The organism is Mesorhizobium sp. B2-5-7 (genome assembly GCF_006440875.1).
Lineage (GTDB): Bacteria > Pseudomonadota > Alphaproteobacteria > Rhizobiales > Rhizobiaceae > Mesorhizobium > Mesorhizobium australicum.
This window is the reverse complement of the sequence record NZ_VFUO01000008.1, coordinates 162,467-176,700: the sequence shown is the minus strand read 5'-3', so window position 1 is coordinate 176,700 and position 14,234 is coordinate 162,467. Positions and strand designations below refer to the sequence as shown.

Genomic DNA, 14,234 nt, shown 5'->3' with positions numbered 1-14,234 from the left:
GGCCGACACGGTCGGCGGCGCGCTTGCCGGAAACCGTGGTGCCGTAGGTCGCCGCACGGCCAAAATAATCCTTGGCATTGCCGGGGGCTCCGACTTCCGCCGCGCGGCCAATGCGGCGGAAGCCGAGTTCCATGCCGGCTGGTACGCGCTGCGTGGCCTGAACGATCCCAAGCTCGCGGCGACGCATTTCGCGCGCATCGCCGACCTTGCCCAGGGACCGATGACCCTGTCGCGCGCCTATTACTGGCTCGGCCGCGCGGCGGAAGTCGGAGGCCCCGGCAATGCCAAGGATTATTTTGGACGTGCGGCGACCTACGGCACCACGTTTTACGGCCAGCTCGCCGCCGAACGTGTCGGCCGGCAGGCGCTCAACATCGTCTATCCCCAGCCAAGTGCCGCCGACCGGCAGAGCTTTGCCGGCCGCGAGGCCGTCTCCGCCATCAAGCGACTGCAGGAGGCGGGCTACGACCGCTATGCCGAAACGCTCTACCGCGACCTTGCCGGCCAGTTGACCAGTCCGGGTGAACTGGCGCTGCTCGCCGTCCTGGCGGAAAAGCAGGACAACCATTTCATGGCGCTGAAAATCGGCAAGATCGCCGGAGCGCGGGGCATCGACGTCGGAGCGCTGTCGCATCCGCTCGGCGTCATCCCCGATTCGGCCAATATTTCCGGTTCCGGCAAGGCGCTGGCCTACGCGATCGCCCGCCAGGAAAGCGAATTCAATATCGGCGCCATATCCAGTGCCGGCGCGCGCGGGCTGCTGCAGCTGATGCCGGCAACCGCCAGGCAGTTGGCGAAGAAGGCCGGATTGCAGTTTTCGCAGACCAGACTGACAACCGACGCCGCCTATAATGCGACGCTTGGTTCGGCCTTCCTCGGCGAACAGCTGGATCGCTTCAACGGCTCGTACGTATTGACCTTCGCGGGCTACAATGCCGGCCCGGCCCGGGCCGGCCAGTGGGTGGCGAAATATGGTGACCCGCGCGGCAAGGACATCGATGCGGTGGTGGACTGGATCGAACGGATTCCCTACACGGAAACAAGAAGTTACGTGCAGCGCGTGATGGAGAATTACGAGGTCTACAAGATGCGTATCTCCGGCAAGTACGACATCGTCGGCGATCTCGTGAACGGGCGGAGTTGAAGTTTTTGCTCTTCCTTCGTGAGGAGAAGGAGGAGCCTTTCCCATTTGACCCTCCCGCGCTCCGTCTATAGCAGACGTGGACGATCCCTTCGGCTAGAGAACCCGTCCCATGTCGAGCAACCCAGGTTTCTCCGACTTCTTCTATGCCGCGCCAGATGGGCTGAGACTTCACGCGCGCGTCTATGGCGAAGCGAATTCCGCACATTGGCCGGTCGTCTGCCTGCCTGGCCTCACACGTAATGCGCGGGATTTTCACGAGCTGGCGCTCTATCTCTCAACGCGATCCGCCTTTGCGCGCAAGGTCATCGCCTTCGACTATCGCGGACGCGGACAGTCGGCCTACGATCCCGATGTCAGTCACTATAATGTCGGCGTCGAGGCGGGGGACATCCTTGCCGGGCTGACGGCGCTCGGCATCAAACAGGCGGCCTTCATCGGCACCTCTCGCGGCGGGCTGATCATCCATGTGCTTGGCGCGATGCAGCCGGCGGCGCTGAAAGCCATCGTGCTCAACGACATCGGGCCAGTGATCGAGCCCGCCGGCCTTGACCATATCCGCGCCTATCTCGATCCCACGCCAAGACCGAAGAGCCGTGCCGAGACTGTCGATGCCCTGCGCGACACCCATAGCAGCGACTTTCCCGCCCTCGCTTCGGCGGATTGGGAGCGGATGGCGTCAGCGCTCTATCGCGAGACAGATCAGGGGCTGATGCCGGATTTCGACCCGAGGCTGGTTGAAACGCTCGCCGCCCTCGACCTAAGCAAGAAACTGCCGGATTTGTGGGCGCAATTCGAGGCGCTGGCCGTCATGCCTATGCTGGTCATACGCGGTGCCAGTTCGAGACTTTTCTCCGTCGAGACGCTTGAAGAAATGAAGAAGCGCCACCCAAACCTCGAGGCGATCACGGTCGAGGGCCAAGGCCACGCGCCTTTCCTCGAGACCGGCAGCCTGCCCGTCGCCGTTGCTGCTTTTCTCGATCGCGCCGAGAGGCAAATAAGCGGCAAATAAGCCCCAAGACCAGATCAGATCCCGGGGCTGTTACGGCGGCAAAGGCAAACTGTCGGAACTACTTGGCCTTGGAGCTTTTGCGGGTCGCCTTTGGCGGCGCCTTCGCCGAAGCGCCCTCATCCGTCTGCTTCCGCTTCGCCGACGGCGTCGTCACCGGCGACGAAAACAGCGAGCTTTCCGCGTTGCCGGCCGGTTGCTCGCCGCGAGGCTTCTCCAGCACGACAACGCAACCATCGAGATCATTGGTGGCCAGATGCGCGTAGCGCATGGTCATCGACAAGGTCTGATGGCCAAGCCACATCTGCACGCGGCGGATGTCGATGCCGCCCTGGACAAGACGCGAAGCGCAGGTGTGGCGCAGGATGTGCGGCACGACCTGGTCGTCGGCGCCGAGGCCGACTTCCGCCTTGGCATCGTTCCAGATGGCGCGGAATTGTGCCTGGCTGAGCTGGGTGAACGGGCCCTTGGGTCGGCGTCCTTCGGCCGGAGGCAGCTTGATGACCTCCTTGACCCGTTCGGTCATCGGAATGGTCCGGCTGCGGCCGGATTTGGTGATCCAGAAGGAGACGCGATGTTCCTGGATATCGTTCCAGATCAGCCCGAGCGCCTCTCCGAGGCGGCATCCGGTGTCGACCAGGAAGACGGAAAGCCGGTAAGCATCCTCGCTGCGGCTCTTGATAGCGGCAAACAGCCTTGCCTCTTCCTCCCTCTCGAGGAAACGAATTCGTCCCGCCCGCTCCTTCTGGCGGCGAAACTCGGGCAAGCTGTGGATATCTCCCATCTTGTAAGCCTTGCGCAGCAGTTTGCTGAGAGCAGCCATCTTTCGATTGATGGTCGCGTTGCTGTTGCCGCGCTGGCGCAAGGTGCCGATAAGGTTGTCCAGGGTACTCTGGTCAAAGGCGCTGAAACGCTCCCCAAGGAGGATCTCGTCTATCTCGCCGATGAAGGAGCTGACATTATATTTATGTCGCCCATCATCCCACAATATGTCTCGATAAGCTGAAAAAAGCTCTCCGACCCGGTATGACTTTACTTCTCTTATCTTGTTATATGTGTAGTTGATCTTCGAGTTCTGAGAAGAAAACGTCGAAAACTGATCAGAGGGGTATCCCTCTTGAATCGCTTCGTTGGTCATTATCCGTCACTCCCCCGAGTGGATTGGGATCAGCCCTATCCGCTTGGGAGCGTCCTTTCAAGAGATTAAATCACGCAGTTGTGATCTCACCCGCCCACCGCGGATCCCACGAGACCAACCTACGGATCTGTTCAGCTACCGATTCCCCCTCTTTCCTTGGTTTGCGTTGACCCAGTCACGAAACAAAAACAGCCCGGGCGTTTGTGCGCCCGGGCTGGATTTCATCTGTAAGGAACCAGCCCTTAGAAAGAGCGCTGGAAGCGGAGGATACCGGCGACGTTGCTCTTCTTGGTCGCACCGACCCAGCCTTGCGACAGGTCGTCAGCACCGCCGACGTTCTGGTAATCGACTTCGGCCGTGACCGTGAAGCCAGGAACAACGTCATAGGCGATGTTCGCAGCGATGCCGAGGTTCTTCCAGTCGTCATACGAGATCTGAGCGTTGAACGAGGTCTTCTCGTTGAACTTGTAGGTGCCACCGCCCCACACTGCCCAGTTGCCGCCCCACTGCTTGTAGAAGCCGCGGCCGGTACCGAAGTCGTTGAGGTTGTCGTCCGAGCCATAGCCGCCCATGATCCAGAGCGACAGCTCGTTGGAGACGTTGACGTCCAAACGAACCTTGCCGGCAACTTCTTCGTAGTTGCTGTCATAGGAAACGACGCCGGTGAGAGCGCCCCAGCCCTGGGTCCACTTCAGACCGCCGACAACATGCGGAACGTAGCTGTCGATGGTATCGGCGCCTGCGCCTTCTTCCAGCGAGACCACAGCCGAGAAGCCGTTGCCGGCGTCAAAGTAGTACTGAACGACGTTGGTGTCGAAATTGCCGTAGGGGACGATCGTGTCCTCAATGACGTTGCCGGCGTAGCCGATGAACGTATCGAAGGCCGATTCATCCTTACCAACGCGGAGACCACCAAGCTGGATCCAGGCGAAATTCAGCGAAACGCCCTTGTTGTGCGCCTCGAACGTGCCAGTCTGCGGGAAGTCATAGTCGCCATAGTTGTTGCCGAAGTTGAAGCGGGTCTCGGTATAGGTCTTCAACGTGCCGAGTTCGGTTTCCTGGCCGGTCCAGGTCTTCAGCGTGAAGCGGGCGTTCTTCCAGTAGGTGTCGTGATCGCCATCGCCCATATGGTCCGGAACGTTCTGGGCGCCACCGAATGCGCCGGCATCACCCACGCCGATGTCGTAGCGGACATAGCCGCCGATGCGCAGGCAGGTCTCGGTGCCGGGGATGTAGAAGTAGCCAGCGCCGTAGACGTCGCAAATCTTGACGTATTCAGCGGGCTCCGGCTCGGCGACGACGACGGCGTCGGCGGCGCGCGCACCGGAAACTGCGATCAGGGCCGCAGCGGAGCCGAGAAGAAGGCTCTTGATGTTCATTTTCTGACCTCCAGTCAAAAGTTAAAAAACGGGTCTGGGTATTCTTTGCTGAAGGACAGCGTTCCCTGCCCCATCCCCACTACCGAAAAAGATGCGCACCGCGCCGCTCCTTCGAACTCGACATTACCCATGAGCCGGCGGCGTTCAACAACGATCGTACCGGCGAAAGGGCTGTTCGGCTGCTATCCCCCAGCGTTGTTGCACAAATGACACGATTTGGCCTCACTCAGAAAGCTCTCGTTAACCATCGGGCCCGCCGCAGCCGGCTATTTCCGGCCGAATCCGGCATTCGGCCGATGGAATCGTGGCGAGGCCGCGAGTCACCTGCCAGGGATTTGCCGCATTACCGCCCCATCGCGGAAATCCGCGGCGACAGAGCGCCGTTATTTTCTATATTAATGATGCGGGCTTGTTGATTGTGCCGGCGCTTTTCTTTATCCAGCGGCTCAACGGAGAGGTGGCCGAGTGGTCGAAGGCGCTCCCCTGCTAAGGGAGTAGAGGTCAAAAGCTTCTCGTGGGTTCGAATCCCATCCTCTCCGCCACCCTACGCCCTGCGGGCTTCGGGTGGCAGGCCACCCGGAACCGCATTTGGGCGTAGGAGTGTCGCCCGAAGCTACGAAGTAGCGTAGGGGGACCATGTGGTACGTCTATTTCCTGGAGCTCCGTAACGGCGATATCTATGTCGGATCGACAAACGACCTTCGACGCCGCACCGAATCGCACCGATTGGGCAATGTTCCATCGACAAAGGCCTACCTGCCCGTAGCCTTGAAGAGCTACATCGCGGTCGAAACCGAGGCCAACGCTCGCCAACTCGAGAGATATTTCAAGACCGGATCGGGCAAGGCTTTCGCGACCAAGCGTTTCTTGCAGACCGCGCCTCGCTGACCGCCATCATATTATCTACCTGAAATAAAAAGGAAAACGGCTCTCCTGGCAGCTTTTCGTCGGCCTTCGCTCGCGATTCTGACTGGAGGTCAGAAAATGAACATCAAGAGCCTTCTTCTCGGCTCCGCTGCGGCCCTGATCGCAGTTTCCGGTGCGCGCGCCGCCGACGCCGTCGTCGTCGCCGAGCCGGAGCCCGCTGAATACGTCAAGATTTGCGACGTCTACGGCGCTGGCTACTTCTACATCCCCGGCACCGAAACCTGCCTGCGCGTCGGCGGCTATATTCGTGAGGATATCGGTGTGGGCGACGGTGGCTCGTTCGATGGCGTCAATCACGTCACGGACCACCAGCACGGTGATGACGACTCGACCTACTGGAAGCAGACCCGCTTCACGCTGAAGACCTGGACTGGCCAGGAAACCGAACTCGGTACGTTGAAGACCTACACTGAGTACCGCATCAACTTCGGCAACAGCTACGGCGACTATGGCACCCCTGGTCTCGCAGGCAACACCGAAGCGAACCCTAACGCTGGCGGCGACGGCTGGCAGGCGCGCAACAAGACCAGCGCCTTGGAATTTGCCTGGATCCAGCTCGGCGGTCTGCGTGTCGGCGCTGACGAATCGGCCTTTGATACGTTCATCGGCTACGCCGGTAACGTCATCAACGATACGATCGTCCCTTACGGCAATTTCCAGACCAACGTCATCCAATACTACTTCGACGCTGGAAACGGCTTCTCGGCCGTGGTCTCGCTGGAAGAAGGCTCCGGTGAGGTTGGCACCATCGACAGCTATGTTCCGCATGTCGTCGGCGGTGTGAAGTGGACACAGGGCTGGGGCGCCATCACCGGCGTCGTCGCCTATGACAGCAACTACGAAGAAGTCGCCGGCAAGGTTCGCCTGGACGTCAACGTATCCAACGAACTGTCGCTGTTTGCCATGGTCGGCTATGGCTCGGACAACAACCTCAACGACCCGACCAACAACATCGATGCGCTCGGCCGCGGCTTCTACAAGCAGTGGGGCGGCAACTGGGCAGCATGGGGCGGCGGCACCTACAAGTTCAACGAAAAGACATCGTTCAACCTCCAGGCGTCGTATGATGACTGGAAGGACATCGGTGTCGCGGCGAACGTCGCCTACACCGTCGTTCCCGGCCTCACCGTCACGGCGGAAGTCGACTGGCAGCGCGTCGGCCAAGGCGCCATCGACAACCAGTCCGTGTGGGTCAACGCGACCAAGAAGGACAACGTCGGCGGTCTCCTCCGCTTCCAACGCGACTTCTAGTCAATTCGCCTTGGCGAAATCAAACCCGGCGGGCAACCGCCGGGTTTTTTTAGGCCGCTTGCAACTATCGCAGGTAAGGGGCCTCCGTCGTGCGCAGAAAGTCAGTTCGAACAACTGAGAACGGCTAGCCTTCAGCCAAATCCCCCAAGGCTTCGATCAATGGCCGAAGCCTGCCTTCGTAGTGCTTCCAACGCTTGACCGATGATTTGTAGATCGGCTGACGAACCTGCCAGTGGCTGAGGGTTCTGACGGAGCCAGCCCTTTCGAAGAAACGGAGGCAGGCGTCGTGCCACTCCAAACCCAGATGCTCCACAAGCCGACGGGACTGCCCCTCCTGGTCGGAAACAAGGTCTTCATAGCGATTCTCGAAAATGCGTCCCGGAAAAATCGACTTCCAATAGCGCATCAGGCGATCGTACTCGCGGTAGTAAAGCCCAAGCACCGCAAGGTCCGAATTATACTTATGCGCGTCGTTAAGATTCGAGGTGAAGCAAGAAAAACAATTATCAACGGGATCGCGTACGCAATGAACAATCCGTGCGTTAGGGAAGAGAAGGGCGATGAGGCCCACAAGTTCGAAATTGTGAGGCATCTTATCGACGATTCGCAATGCTTCGGGCGCGTTGAGACGCAAGCTGGATAGATATTCACCGGCGAGCGCCTTGGATTGCGTTCGCGTCATCGACATGACTGGTCGTCCCAATGGGCGTCCCGGCTGCAGTTTAAGACCGTTGGCAACCGCGACTCGCCCCAGCTTGGAGTGTTCGCCCGCGCCGTGGACATCGGGATGGCTCGAGCAGATCTGTTCCGTCAGCGTCGTGCCAGAACGCGGCATTCCAAGCACGAATACAGGCGTCTCAGATGGATCACCATATCCCACCCTCGCCGCGAAGAACTCCGGACTGAACAGCTCGATCCACGCATCGACCTGTCGACCGTAGGATTCAATGTCAAAATCGAACCCCTTGTTCGTTGCGGCTCTGAGAAAATGGTCCATGGCCTCATCGTGGCGACCAAGATCATCCAAGACCTTACCGGCGGCCATATGAAGCTGGTAGGGCTCATCGGCGGGATTCGCCGTTTTTTGAAGCTCGTCCAGAATGGCTTTGAGTTCGGGTGGCTCGGCGGAGAATTTTCGAACCGCTACAAGCGTATTGTAGGACGACGGCACGCTCATGCGCCTGTCGATGCTCTCCTTCAGGCAAACCGTAGCTTCGTCCATGCGGCCGAGGGCAACGAGAGCATTCGCAAGGGCCGTCCGGACGAATGCGTTGTCGGGGTCAATTTCGAGCGCTTTTTCATAGAGCGGCACAGCCACGTCCGCCTTTTCGAACATGAAATATGCTTCGCCAAGTCGACGAAGAGCATCCGTGAGATCGGGCTTCAGCTCGCAGGCGCGCTGCAAATGATGAATCGCAAGCGGATAATCCGCGACCTTTAGAAAGGCCTCCCCCAGACTGAGCTGATAGTATGGATTTTTCGACTCCTTCGCTGCCGCGCGGGCGAAATACTTGATCGCCAGTTCGTCGTCGAAACCGAGCCCCAGCGTGCCAAGAATGTAGAGGGCAAGCGCGTGATTGGGCGAGCGCGTCAGAACACGATGGCAGAGTTCTTCGGCTTCCGGCAGCCGTCCAGCTTTCTGTAGTTCCAGCGCTTGTCTAAGCAGCATGTCATCGGTTGGCCCAAGCAACGATCCAGGCTTAGCCGGTTGGGCGAAGGGTCTGGCCTTTTGCACTGGCTGTGCCTTGAGATGCTTGGACCAGGTTGGGGGCAGCCGTGAGTTCATCGTGCCTCGCTAGCAAAAACGGCCGACAGAATCCAGCATGGGATAGACCACCGGCCGTTACCTGGAGACTTCCCAGAACTATTTGATACCGAAATCTTTCTCCCCTACGCCTGCAGATCTGATCCAGTCCTGCACTCGCGTGCATCCACCCGCTTAACGGATTTAGGCCAGAGGGGCAGGACGTCTCGCGCAGCCACGGCCAAATCTCGACATCGTTCCGGCGCAAGCGTGCCAGACTAAGTCTCAGCCAAGTCTCCAAGGGCCTCAATCAGCGGCAGGATTGAACTTCCATAGCCCTTCCAGCGATTGATAGACGAGGTGTAGATCGGTTGTCGAACCTGCCAGCGGCTAAACGTGTTCACCGAACCTGGCTTGTCAAAGAACCGCAGACAGGCGTCGTCCCAGGGCAGCCCCAGATGGTCGATCAAGCGGCGCGATTGCGCTTCCTGGTCGGAGACCATGTCCTCATAGCGGGTCTCAAGGATTTGGCCTGGAAAGACCTTATCCCAGTGCCGCATAAGCCGGTCGTATTCGCGATAATACAGTCCGAGCATATGGAGATCCGCGGTATAACTATTGTCCTCATTGAAACCCAGGAAATAACACGAGAGGCAGTTGTCGATAGCATCTCGACGGCAGTGAATGATGCGTGCCTTGGGAAACAGAAGCCTTATAAGGCCGATAAGTTCGAAATTATGCGGCAATTTGTCGACGATACGCTGGGCGTTGGGGGACCGTTGACGGATATGGGCAAGATAGTCTTCAGCCAAAGCCTTCGACTGATTCACCGTCATGGTCAGGATCGAGCTTCGCAATTCTTCGGGCGAGCGCGTTTTGGGCGCGAGACTGTTTGTGATGCGCCGGAGTTTTGTCAGCTCGCCAGCGCCATAAGCATCCGGGTGGCTCGCACAGATTTGCTCGGTCAAAGTGGTGCCTGAACGTGGCATGCCAAGCACGAAGACAGGCACTTCCGAAGAGCTTCCATGTCCTGTCTTGGCGGCCAACATCTCGGGGCTGAACAGTTCGATCAAGAAATCGATGCCGCGGCGGTAAGCCTCAAGGTCAAAGCCGCGGGTCGAGCGCTTTGCCTGCTGAAAATGGCCCATCGCCTCGTCATAGCGCCTGATATCGTTGAGCACCTTCCCGGCCGCGTAGTGGAGTTGTTGTATACTTTTGTTATCAAGCGCCGGATTCTTCAGTTCAGCCAGAATGGATTTTAACTCCGTCGGCTCTTCCTTGAATTTTCGTATACCGACCAGGCCGTTGTAAGCAGCGGCGACATCCTGGCCACGGGCGATCGCCTCTTTCATGTAGTTTGCCGCCTCATCCATCCGGCCGAGGCTTACAAGCGCGTTGGCCAACCCTATTCGGATAGCGGAACGGCCGTCATCGATCTTGAGCGCTTTCTCATAGAGGGGCACCGCGAGGTCGGCTTTGCCGAATCCGGTGTAGGCGCGGCCCAGCGCACAAAGCGCCTCGACCCAGTCGGCCTTCAATTCGCAAGCACGCTCGAAATGCCTGATTGCATCCGTATGCTCGCCGACTTTCAAATAGGTTTCACCCAGGGTCAGATGGTAATGCGGATTTTGAGGTGCCTCCTTTACCGCTCGCTCAAAACAGCGAATGGCCATCTCGTCATCCAGCCCGAGCGCAAAGGTTCCAAGCAGATACAAGGCAAGGGGGTGTCGCGGGGCATGAGCCAATACACGCTGACACAGCGCCTCCGCCTCCGGCAACCGATTTGCCCGATGAAGTTCTACCGCCCGCCTGAGCAGTGCGTCATCGGCCTGCGCGTGTGATAGCGACCCCGCTTTGGGTTCGGCGATTTTCGACTGCGGGTTTTTCGGTCCGGACAGAGTTTTCAGATGCTTGGACCAGGCAGGCGGCAGACGATTGTTCATCGTGTCTGGCTACCAAAAAGACACGGCCGAATCCAGCATGACAAATTGCTGCCTGCGAGCAACTTGCACCTAATAAGCCGGCGCGTTAGCAAGAAGGTCCCTTCCAAGCGAGCTTCCGACATGCCTCAGCGCCCTGCCCTCTCACCCCTCATCGCAGCGCTTCCGTCGACCGTGCCGTTTGTCGGCCCCGAAGCGCAGCAGCGTGAGCGCGGGCGCGCTTTCCGTGCCCGTATCGGCGCCAATGAGAGCAGTTTTGGTCCTTCGCCGCGCGTCATCGCCCGCATGGAGAGCGTCGCGCGCGACCAGTGGATGTATTGCGACCCGGACAATTACGATCTGAAGGTCGCGGCTGCGGCGCATCACCATGTGGCGGTCGAAAATATCGTGGTCGGCGAAGGCATCGACGGTCTGCTCAGCCTGGTGGCGCGCATGTACGTGGCGCCTGGCGATGCCGTGGTCACCTCGCTCGGCGCCTATCCGACCTTCAACTTCCATATTGCCGGTGTCGGCGGCCGGCTGGTGACCGTCCCTTACGAGAATGATCGCGAAAGCCTTGACGGTCTGCTGGATGCGGTCGTCAGGGAGAAGGCGCCGCTGGTCTATCTGTCCAACCCGGACAATCCGATGGGCAGTTGGTGGGAAGCCGACGAGGTCATCCGCTTCATCGAAGCCTTGCCGGAAACCACCATGCTGGTGCTCGACGAGGCCTATGGCGAATTGGGACCAGCCTCGGCCCTGCCGCCGATCGACATCTCGCGGCCGAACGTCATCCGCATGCGAACCTTTTCGAAGGCCTATGGACTTGCCGGCATACGCTGCGGCTATGCGTTGGCCGAGACGCAAGTGATCAGCGACTTCGAGAAGATCCGCAACCACTATGGCGTCAGCCGCATGGCGCAGATCGCCGGCGTCGAGGCGCTCGCCGACCAGGCCTATCTCGAGACGGTGGTGGCCCGGGTCGCCGCCGGACGTCGGCGCATTGCTGATATCGCCGAACAGAACGGGTTGAAGCCGCTCGCCTCGGCGACCAATTTCGTCACCATCGACTGCGGCCATGACGGTGCTTTCGCCGTGAAAGTGCTGCAGGGGCTGTTGTCGCGCGACGTCTTCATCCGCAAGCCGATGGCGCCACGGCTCGACCACTGCATCCGCGTCAGCGTCGGTCTCGCCCACGAACTGGACATCTTCGCCGAGGAATTGCCTGGCGCCTTGGCAGCGGCGCGCGGAAACTAGGGCACTTCGCGGCGCTCGGGAGCCATCGCGGCGCCGAGCAGATGTCCGGCACGCGCCAGCACATCCGACAATTCCGCGGCTTCCCTGTCATTCAAGCCCGCGGTCAGGCGGGCCAGATCACGATCCGTGGCCGCATGAAGTGCGGCAAGCGCAGCCTGGCCGCGCGCGGTGAGCGAAAGAACGCGCGGCCGGAGTGGCGCGGGATCGGTACACATCTCGGTCAGGCCGGCGGCAGAAAATTTGGAACGGAGGCCCTCGATTTTCATCGGGGTCACCGTTTCAACCGTTGCCTTCGTTCGATGCTGCGCCAGACTCTATGGAACGGGAGCGAGCCATGAATGAGCGGAAAAGGGCAGTGCAGGCGCACATATACGGCACGGTCCAAGGGGTCGGCTACAGGGCGTGGACGCGCGATGAAGCGACAAGGCTCGGGCTGTTGGGCTGGGTGCGCAACGAAAGAGACCGCTCGGTGACGGCATGGCTTACCGGCGCCGACGCGGCGATTGCGGCCATGATTGAACGGCTTCGGCAAGGCCCGCCTGGCGCGGCTGTCTCTCGCATCGATGTGGAAGAGCTGGAAACCTGGGCCACGCCTGGAGATTTCAGGATCATCGGATAGACGGATTTCCGCCTGCTTGAATTAATTGAACGTTTGTTTTATTATTCTGCCGTCAACGAGGCGACGATGGCGCGCACCACAGGATCACACGGCGAGCGAACCGAAGCGGCAGTCCGTGAAGCGGCGGCCACCCTGATTGCGCGTTACGGTTATGAAGCAATGTCGATGCGCCAGCTGGCCGCCGAGGTCGGCGTGCAGGCGGCCGCGCTCTATCGCTATTTTCCGACCAAGGAAGACCTGCTGTTCACGCTGATGCGCGACCATATGCAAGCGCTTCGCGAGGCCTGGAAGCGTTCCAGGCCGGCCGACGCGGATCCGGTGCGGCAGCTTGCCGCCTATGTGCGCAACCACATCGCCTTTCATATCGGGCGCCGCCACGCCACGCATGTGTCGAACATGGAATTGCGCAGCCTGTCGCCCGACAGGCTGACACAGATCCTGCGCATGCGCACGGCCTACGAAAAGGACCTGCGTTCGATCCTGCGCGATGGCGCCGAGGCGGGTATTTTCCGCATCGAGGACACCGGCCTGACGGCCATGGCTCTGATCCAGATGATGACCGGCGTCATCGTCTGGTTCCGGCCGGGCGAGCGATTGTCGATCGCCGAGGTCACGCAGACATACCTTTCGATGACAATGCGCCTGGTCGGCGCGAACATCGGCATTGGTACCGGGGAGGAACGGCATGTACACGAACACGCTCAGCTTCGGGCATGATGAGGACGTCGAGGCGCTGCGCGACCTGGTGCGGCGCTTCGCCCAGGACCGAATCGCGCCGATAGCCGCTGACATCGACAGGGAGAACGAATTCCCGGCGCATCTATGGGCAGAACTCGGCGCTCTTGGCCTGCTCGGCATAACCGCCGATCCCGATTTCGGCGGCAGCGGCATGGGCTATCTCGCCCACGTGATCGCGGTCGAGGAGATTTCGCGCGCCTCGGCATCGGTCGGCCTTTCCTACGGCGCCCACTCCAATCTCTGCGTCAACCAGATCAACCGCTGGGCAACGCCGGCACAGAAGGAAAAATACCTGCCGCCGCTATGTTCAGGCGAGCACGTCGGCGCGCTGGCCATGTCGGAGCCCGGCGCCGGCTCCGACGTGGTGTCGCTCAAGCTGCGCGCCGAAAAGCGCAATGATCGCTATGTGCTCAACGGCACCAAGATGTGGATCACCAACGGCCCGGATGCCGAAACGCTGGTCGTCTACGCCAAAACCGACCCGGACCGGAAATCGCGCGGCATCACCGCCTTCATCGTCGAAAAGGCGATGCCGGGGTTTTCGGTGGCGCAGAAACTCGACAAGCTCGGCATGCGGGGGTCCAACACCGGCGAACTGGTCTTTTCGGACGTCGAGGTGCCGTTCGACAATGTGCTGCACGAGGAAGGACGCGGCGTCGAGGTGCTGATGTCCGGCCTCGACTATGAGCGCACCGTGCTTGCCGGCGGCCCGATCGGCCTGATGGCGGCCTGCCTCGACGTAGCGATCCCCTATGTTCACGAGCGCAAGCAGTTCGGCCAGCCGATCGGGGAATTCCAGCTGGTGCAAGGCAAGCTTGCCGACATGTATACGGCGATGAACGCCGCGCGTGCCTACGTATACGCCGTCGCCGCCGCCTGCGACCGCGGCCAGACCAGCCGCAAGGATGCAGCTGGATGCGTGCTGTTCGCCGCCGAGAAAGCGACGCAGATGGCACTCGACGCGATCCAGCTGCTTGGCGGCAACGGCTATATCAACGACTATCCGACCGGCCGGCTTTTGCGCGACGCGAAGCTCTACGAGATCGGCGCCGGCACCAGCGAGATCCGTCGCTGGCTGATCGGCCGCGAGATCATGGCGGAGGGGGTGTAGC

13 protein-coding genes and 1 tRNA gene are annotated in these 14,234 nt (G+C 60.3%); 9 read left to right on the top strand and 5 right to left on the bottom strand.

The features are described from left to right. A partial coding sequence (locus tag FJ543_RS28620; RefSeq protein ID WP_246678893.1) for a lytic transglycosylase domain-containing protein occupies window positions 1–1,144 on the top strand: 1,144 nt, incomplete at its 5' end. A gap of 109 nt (window positions 1,145–1,253) precedes the next feature. Then, entirely contained in the window at window positions 1,254–2,153 is a 900-nt protein-coding gene (locus FJ543_RS28615; RefSeq protein WP_015318587.1) for an alpha/beta hydrolase, read from the top strand. 58 nt (window positions 2,154–2,211) lie between these two features. Here FJ543_RS28615 and FJ543_RS28610 read toward each other — a convergent pair whose 3' ends face one another. Together FJ543_RS28610 and FJ543_RS28605 are read right to left on the bottom strand one after the other, a co-directional pair. Continuing rightward, on the bottom strand, window positions 2,212–3,291 hold the full coding sequence (locus tag FJ543_RS28610) for a site-specific integrase (RefSeq protein WP_041163487.1): 1,080 nt from the start codon (window positions 3,289–3,291) through the stop codon (window positions 2,212–2,214). 239 nt (window positions 3,292–3,530) lie between these two features. Then, entirely contained in the window at window positions 3,531–4,667 is a 1,137-nt protein-coding gene (locus FJ543_RS28605; RefSeq protein WP_015318589.1) for a porin, read from the bottom strand. A 451-nt stretch (window positions 4,668–5,118) separates the two neighbouring features. Between FJ543_RS28605 and FJ543_RS28600 the strand changes: the two genes are divergently transcribed. The 3 genes from FJ543_RS28600 to FJ543_RS28590 all read left to right on the top strand — a co-directional run bounded on the left by FJ543_RS28600 (window position 5,119) and on the right by FJ543_RS28590 (window position 6,845). Next, window positions 5,119–5,209 (top strand) — tRNA-Ser (locus FJ543_RS28600). Between the two features lie 94 nt (window positions 5,210–5,303). Next, the gene (locus FJ543_RS28595) at window positions 5,304–5,555 is read left to right on the top strand and encodes a GIY-YIG nuclease family protein (protein WP_140618505.1); all 252 of its coding nucleotides are present in this window, start codon (window positions 5,304–5,306) and stop codon (window positions 5,553–5,555) included. A gap of 96 nt (window positions 5,556–5,651) precedes the next feature. After that, window positions 5,652–6,845 carry a porin gene (locus FJ543_RS28590; protein ID WP_015318591.1) on the top strand — a complete coding sequence of 398 codons (1,194 nt, stop codon included), beginning with the start codon at window positions 5,652–5,654 and terminating at the stop codon, window positions 6,843–6,845. Between the two features lie 124 nt (window positions 6,846–6,969). Here FJ543_RS28590 and FJ543_RS28585 read toward each other — a convergent pair whose 3' ends face one another. Beyond that, on the bottom strand, window positions 6,970–8,631 hold the full coding sequence (locus FJ543_RS28585) for a sulfotransferase (protein WP_140878552.1): 1,662 nt from the start codon (window positions 8,629–8,631) through the stop codon (window positions 6,970–6,972). Window positions 8,632–8,867: 236 nt separating this feature from the next. Then, window positions 8,868–10,532 carry a tetratricopeptide repeat-containing sulfotransferase family protein gene (locus tag FJ543_RS28580; RefSeq protein ID WP_140878550.1) on the bottom strand — a complete coding sequence of 555 codons (1,665 nt, stop codon included), beginning with the start codon at window positions 10,530–10,532 and terminating at the stop codon, window positions 8,868–8,870. Between the two features lie 120 nt (window positions 10,533–10,652). Between FJ543_RS28580 and FJ543_RS28575 the strand changes: the two genes are divergently transcribed. Next, window positions 10,653–11,765 carry a pyridoxal phosphate-dependent aminotransferase gene (locus tag FJ543_RS28575; protein ID WP_140878548.1) on the top strand — a complete coding sequence of 371 codons (1,113 nt, stop codon included), beginning with the start codon at window positions 10,653–10,655 and terminating at the stop codon, window positions 11,763–11,765. Here FJ543_RS28575 and FJ543_RS31620 read toward each other — a convergent pair. Then, window positions 11,762–12,031 carry a hypothetical protein gene (locus FJ543_RS31620; RefSeq protein WP_181174105.1) on the bottom strand — a complete coding sequence of 90 codons (270 nt, stop codon included), beginning with the start codon at window positions 12,029–12,031 and terminating at the stop codon, window positions 11,762–11,764. The genes FJ543_RS28575 and FJ543_RS31620 overlap by 4 nt on opposite strands. 68 nt (window positions 12,032–12,099) lie before the next feature. Here FJ543_RS31620 and FJ543_RS28565 point away from each other — a divergent pair, with 68 nt between their 5' ends. The 3 genes from FJ543_RS28565 to FJ543_RS28555 all read left to right on the top strand — a co-directional run bounded on the left by FJ543_RS28565 (window position 12,100) and on the right by FJ543_RS28555 (window position 14,233). Continuing rightward, window positions 12,100–12,384, top strand: a complete 285-nt coding sequence (locus tag FJ543_RS28565; protein WP_140788136.1) for an acylphosphatase — start codon at window positions 12,100–12,102, stop codon at window positions 12,382–12,384. 66 nt (window positions 12,385–12,450) lie between these two features. Next, the gene (locus FJ543_RS28560) at window positions 12,451–13,101 is read left to right on the top strand and encodes a TetR/AcrR family transcriptional regulator (protein ID WP_140878546.1); all 651 of its coding nucleotides are present in this window, start codon (window positions 12,451–12,453) and stop codon (window positions 13,099–13,101) included. Next, entirely contained in the window at window positions 13,070–14,233 is a 1,164-nt protein-coding gene (locus tag FJ543_RS28555) for an isovaleryl-CoA dehydrogenase (protein WP_140878544.1), read from the top strand. Before FJ543_RS28560 ends, FJ543_RS28555 begins: the two co-directional genes overlap by 32 nt. The last annotated feature ends 1 nt before the right edge of the window (window position 14,234 follow it).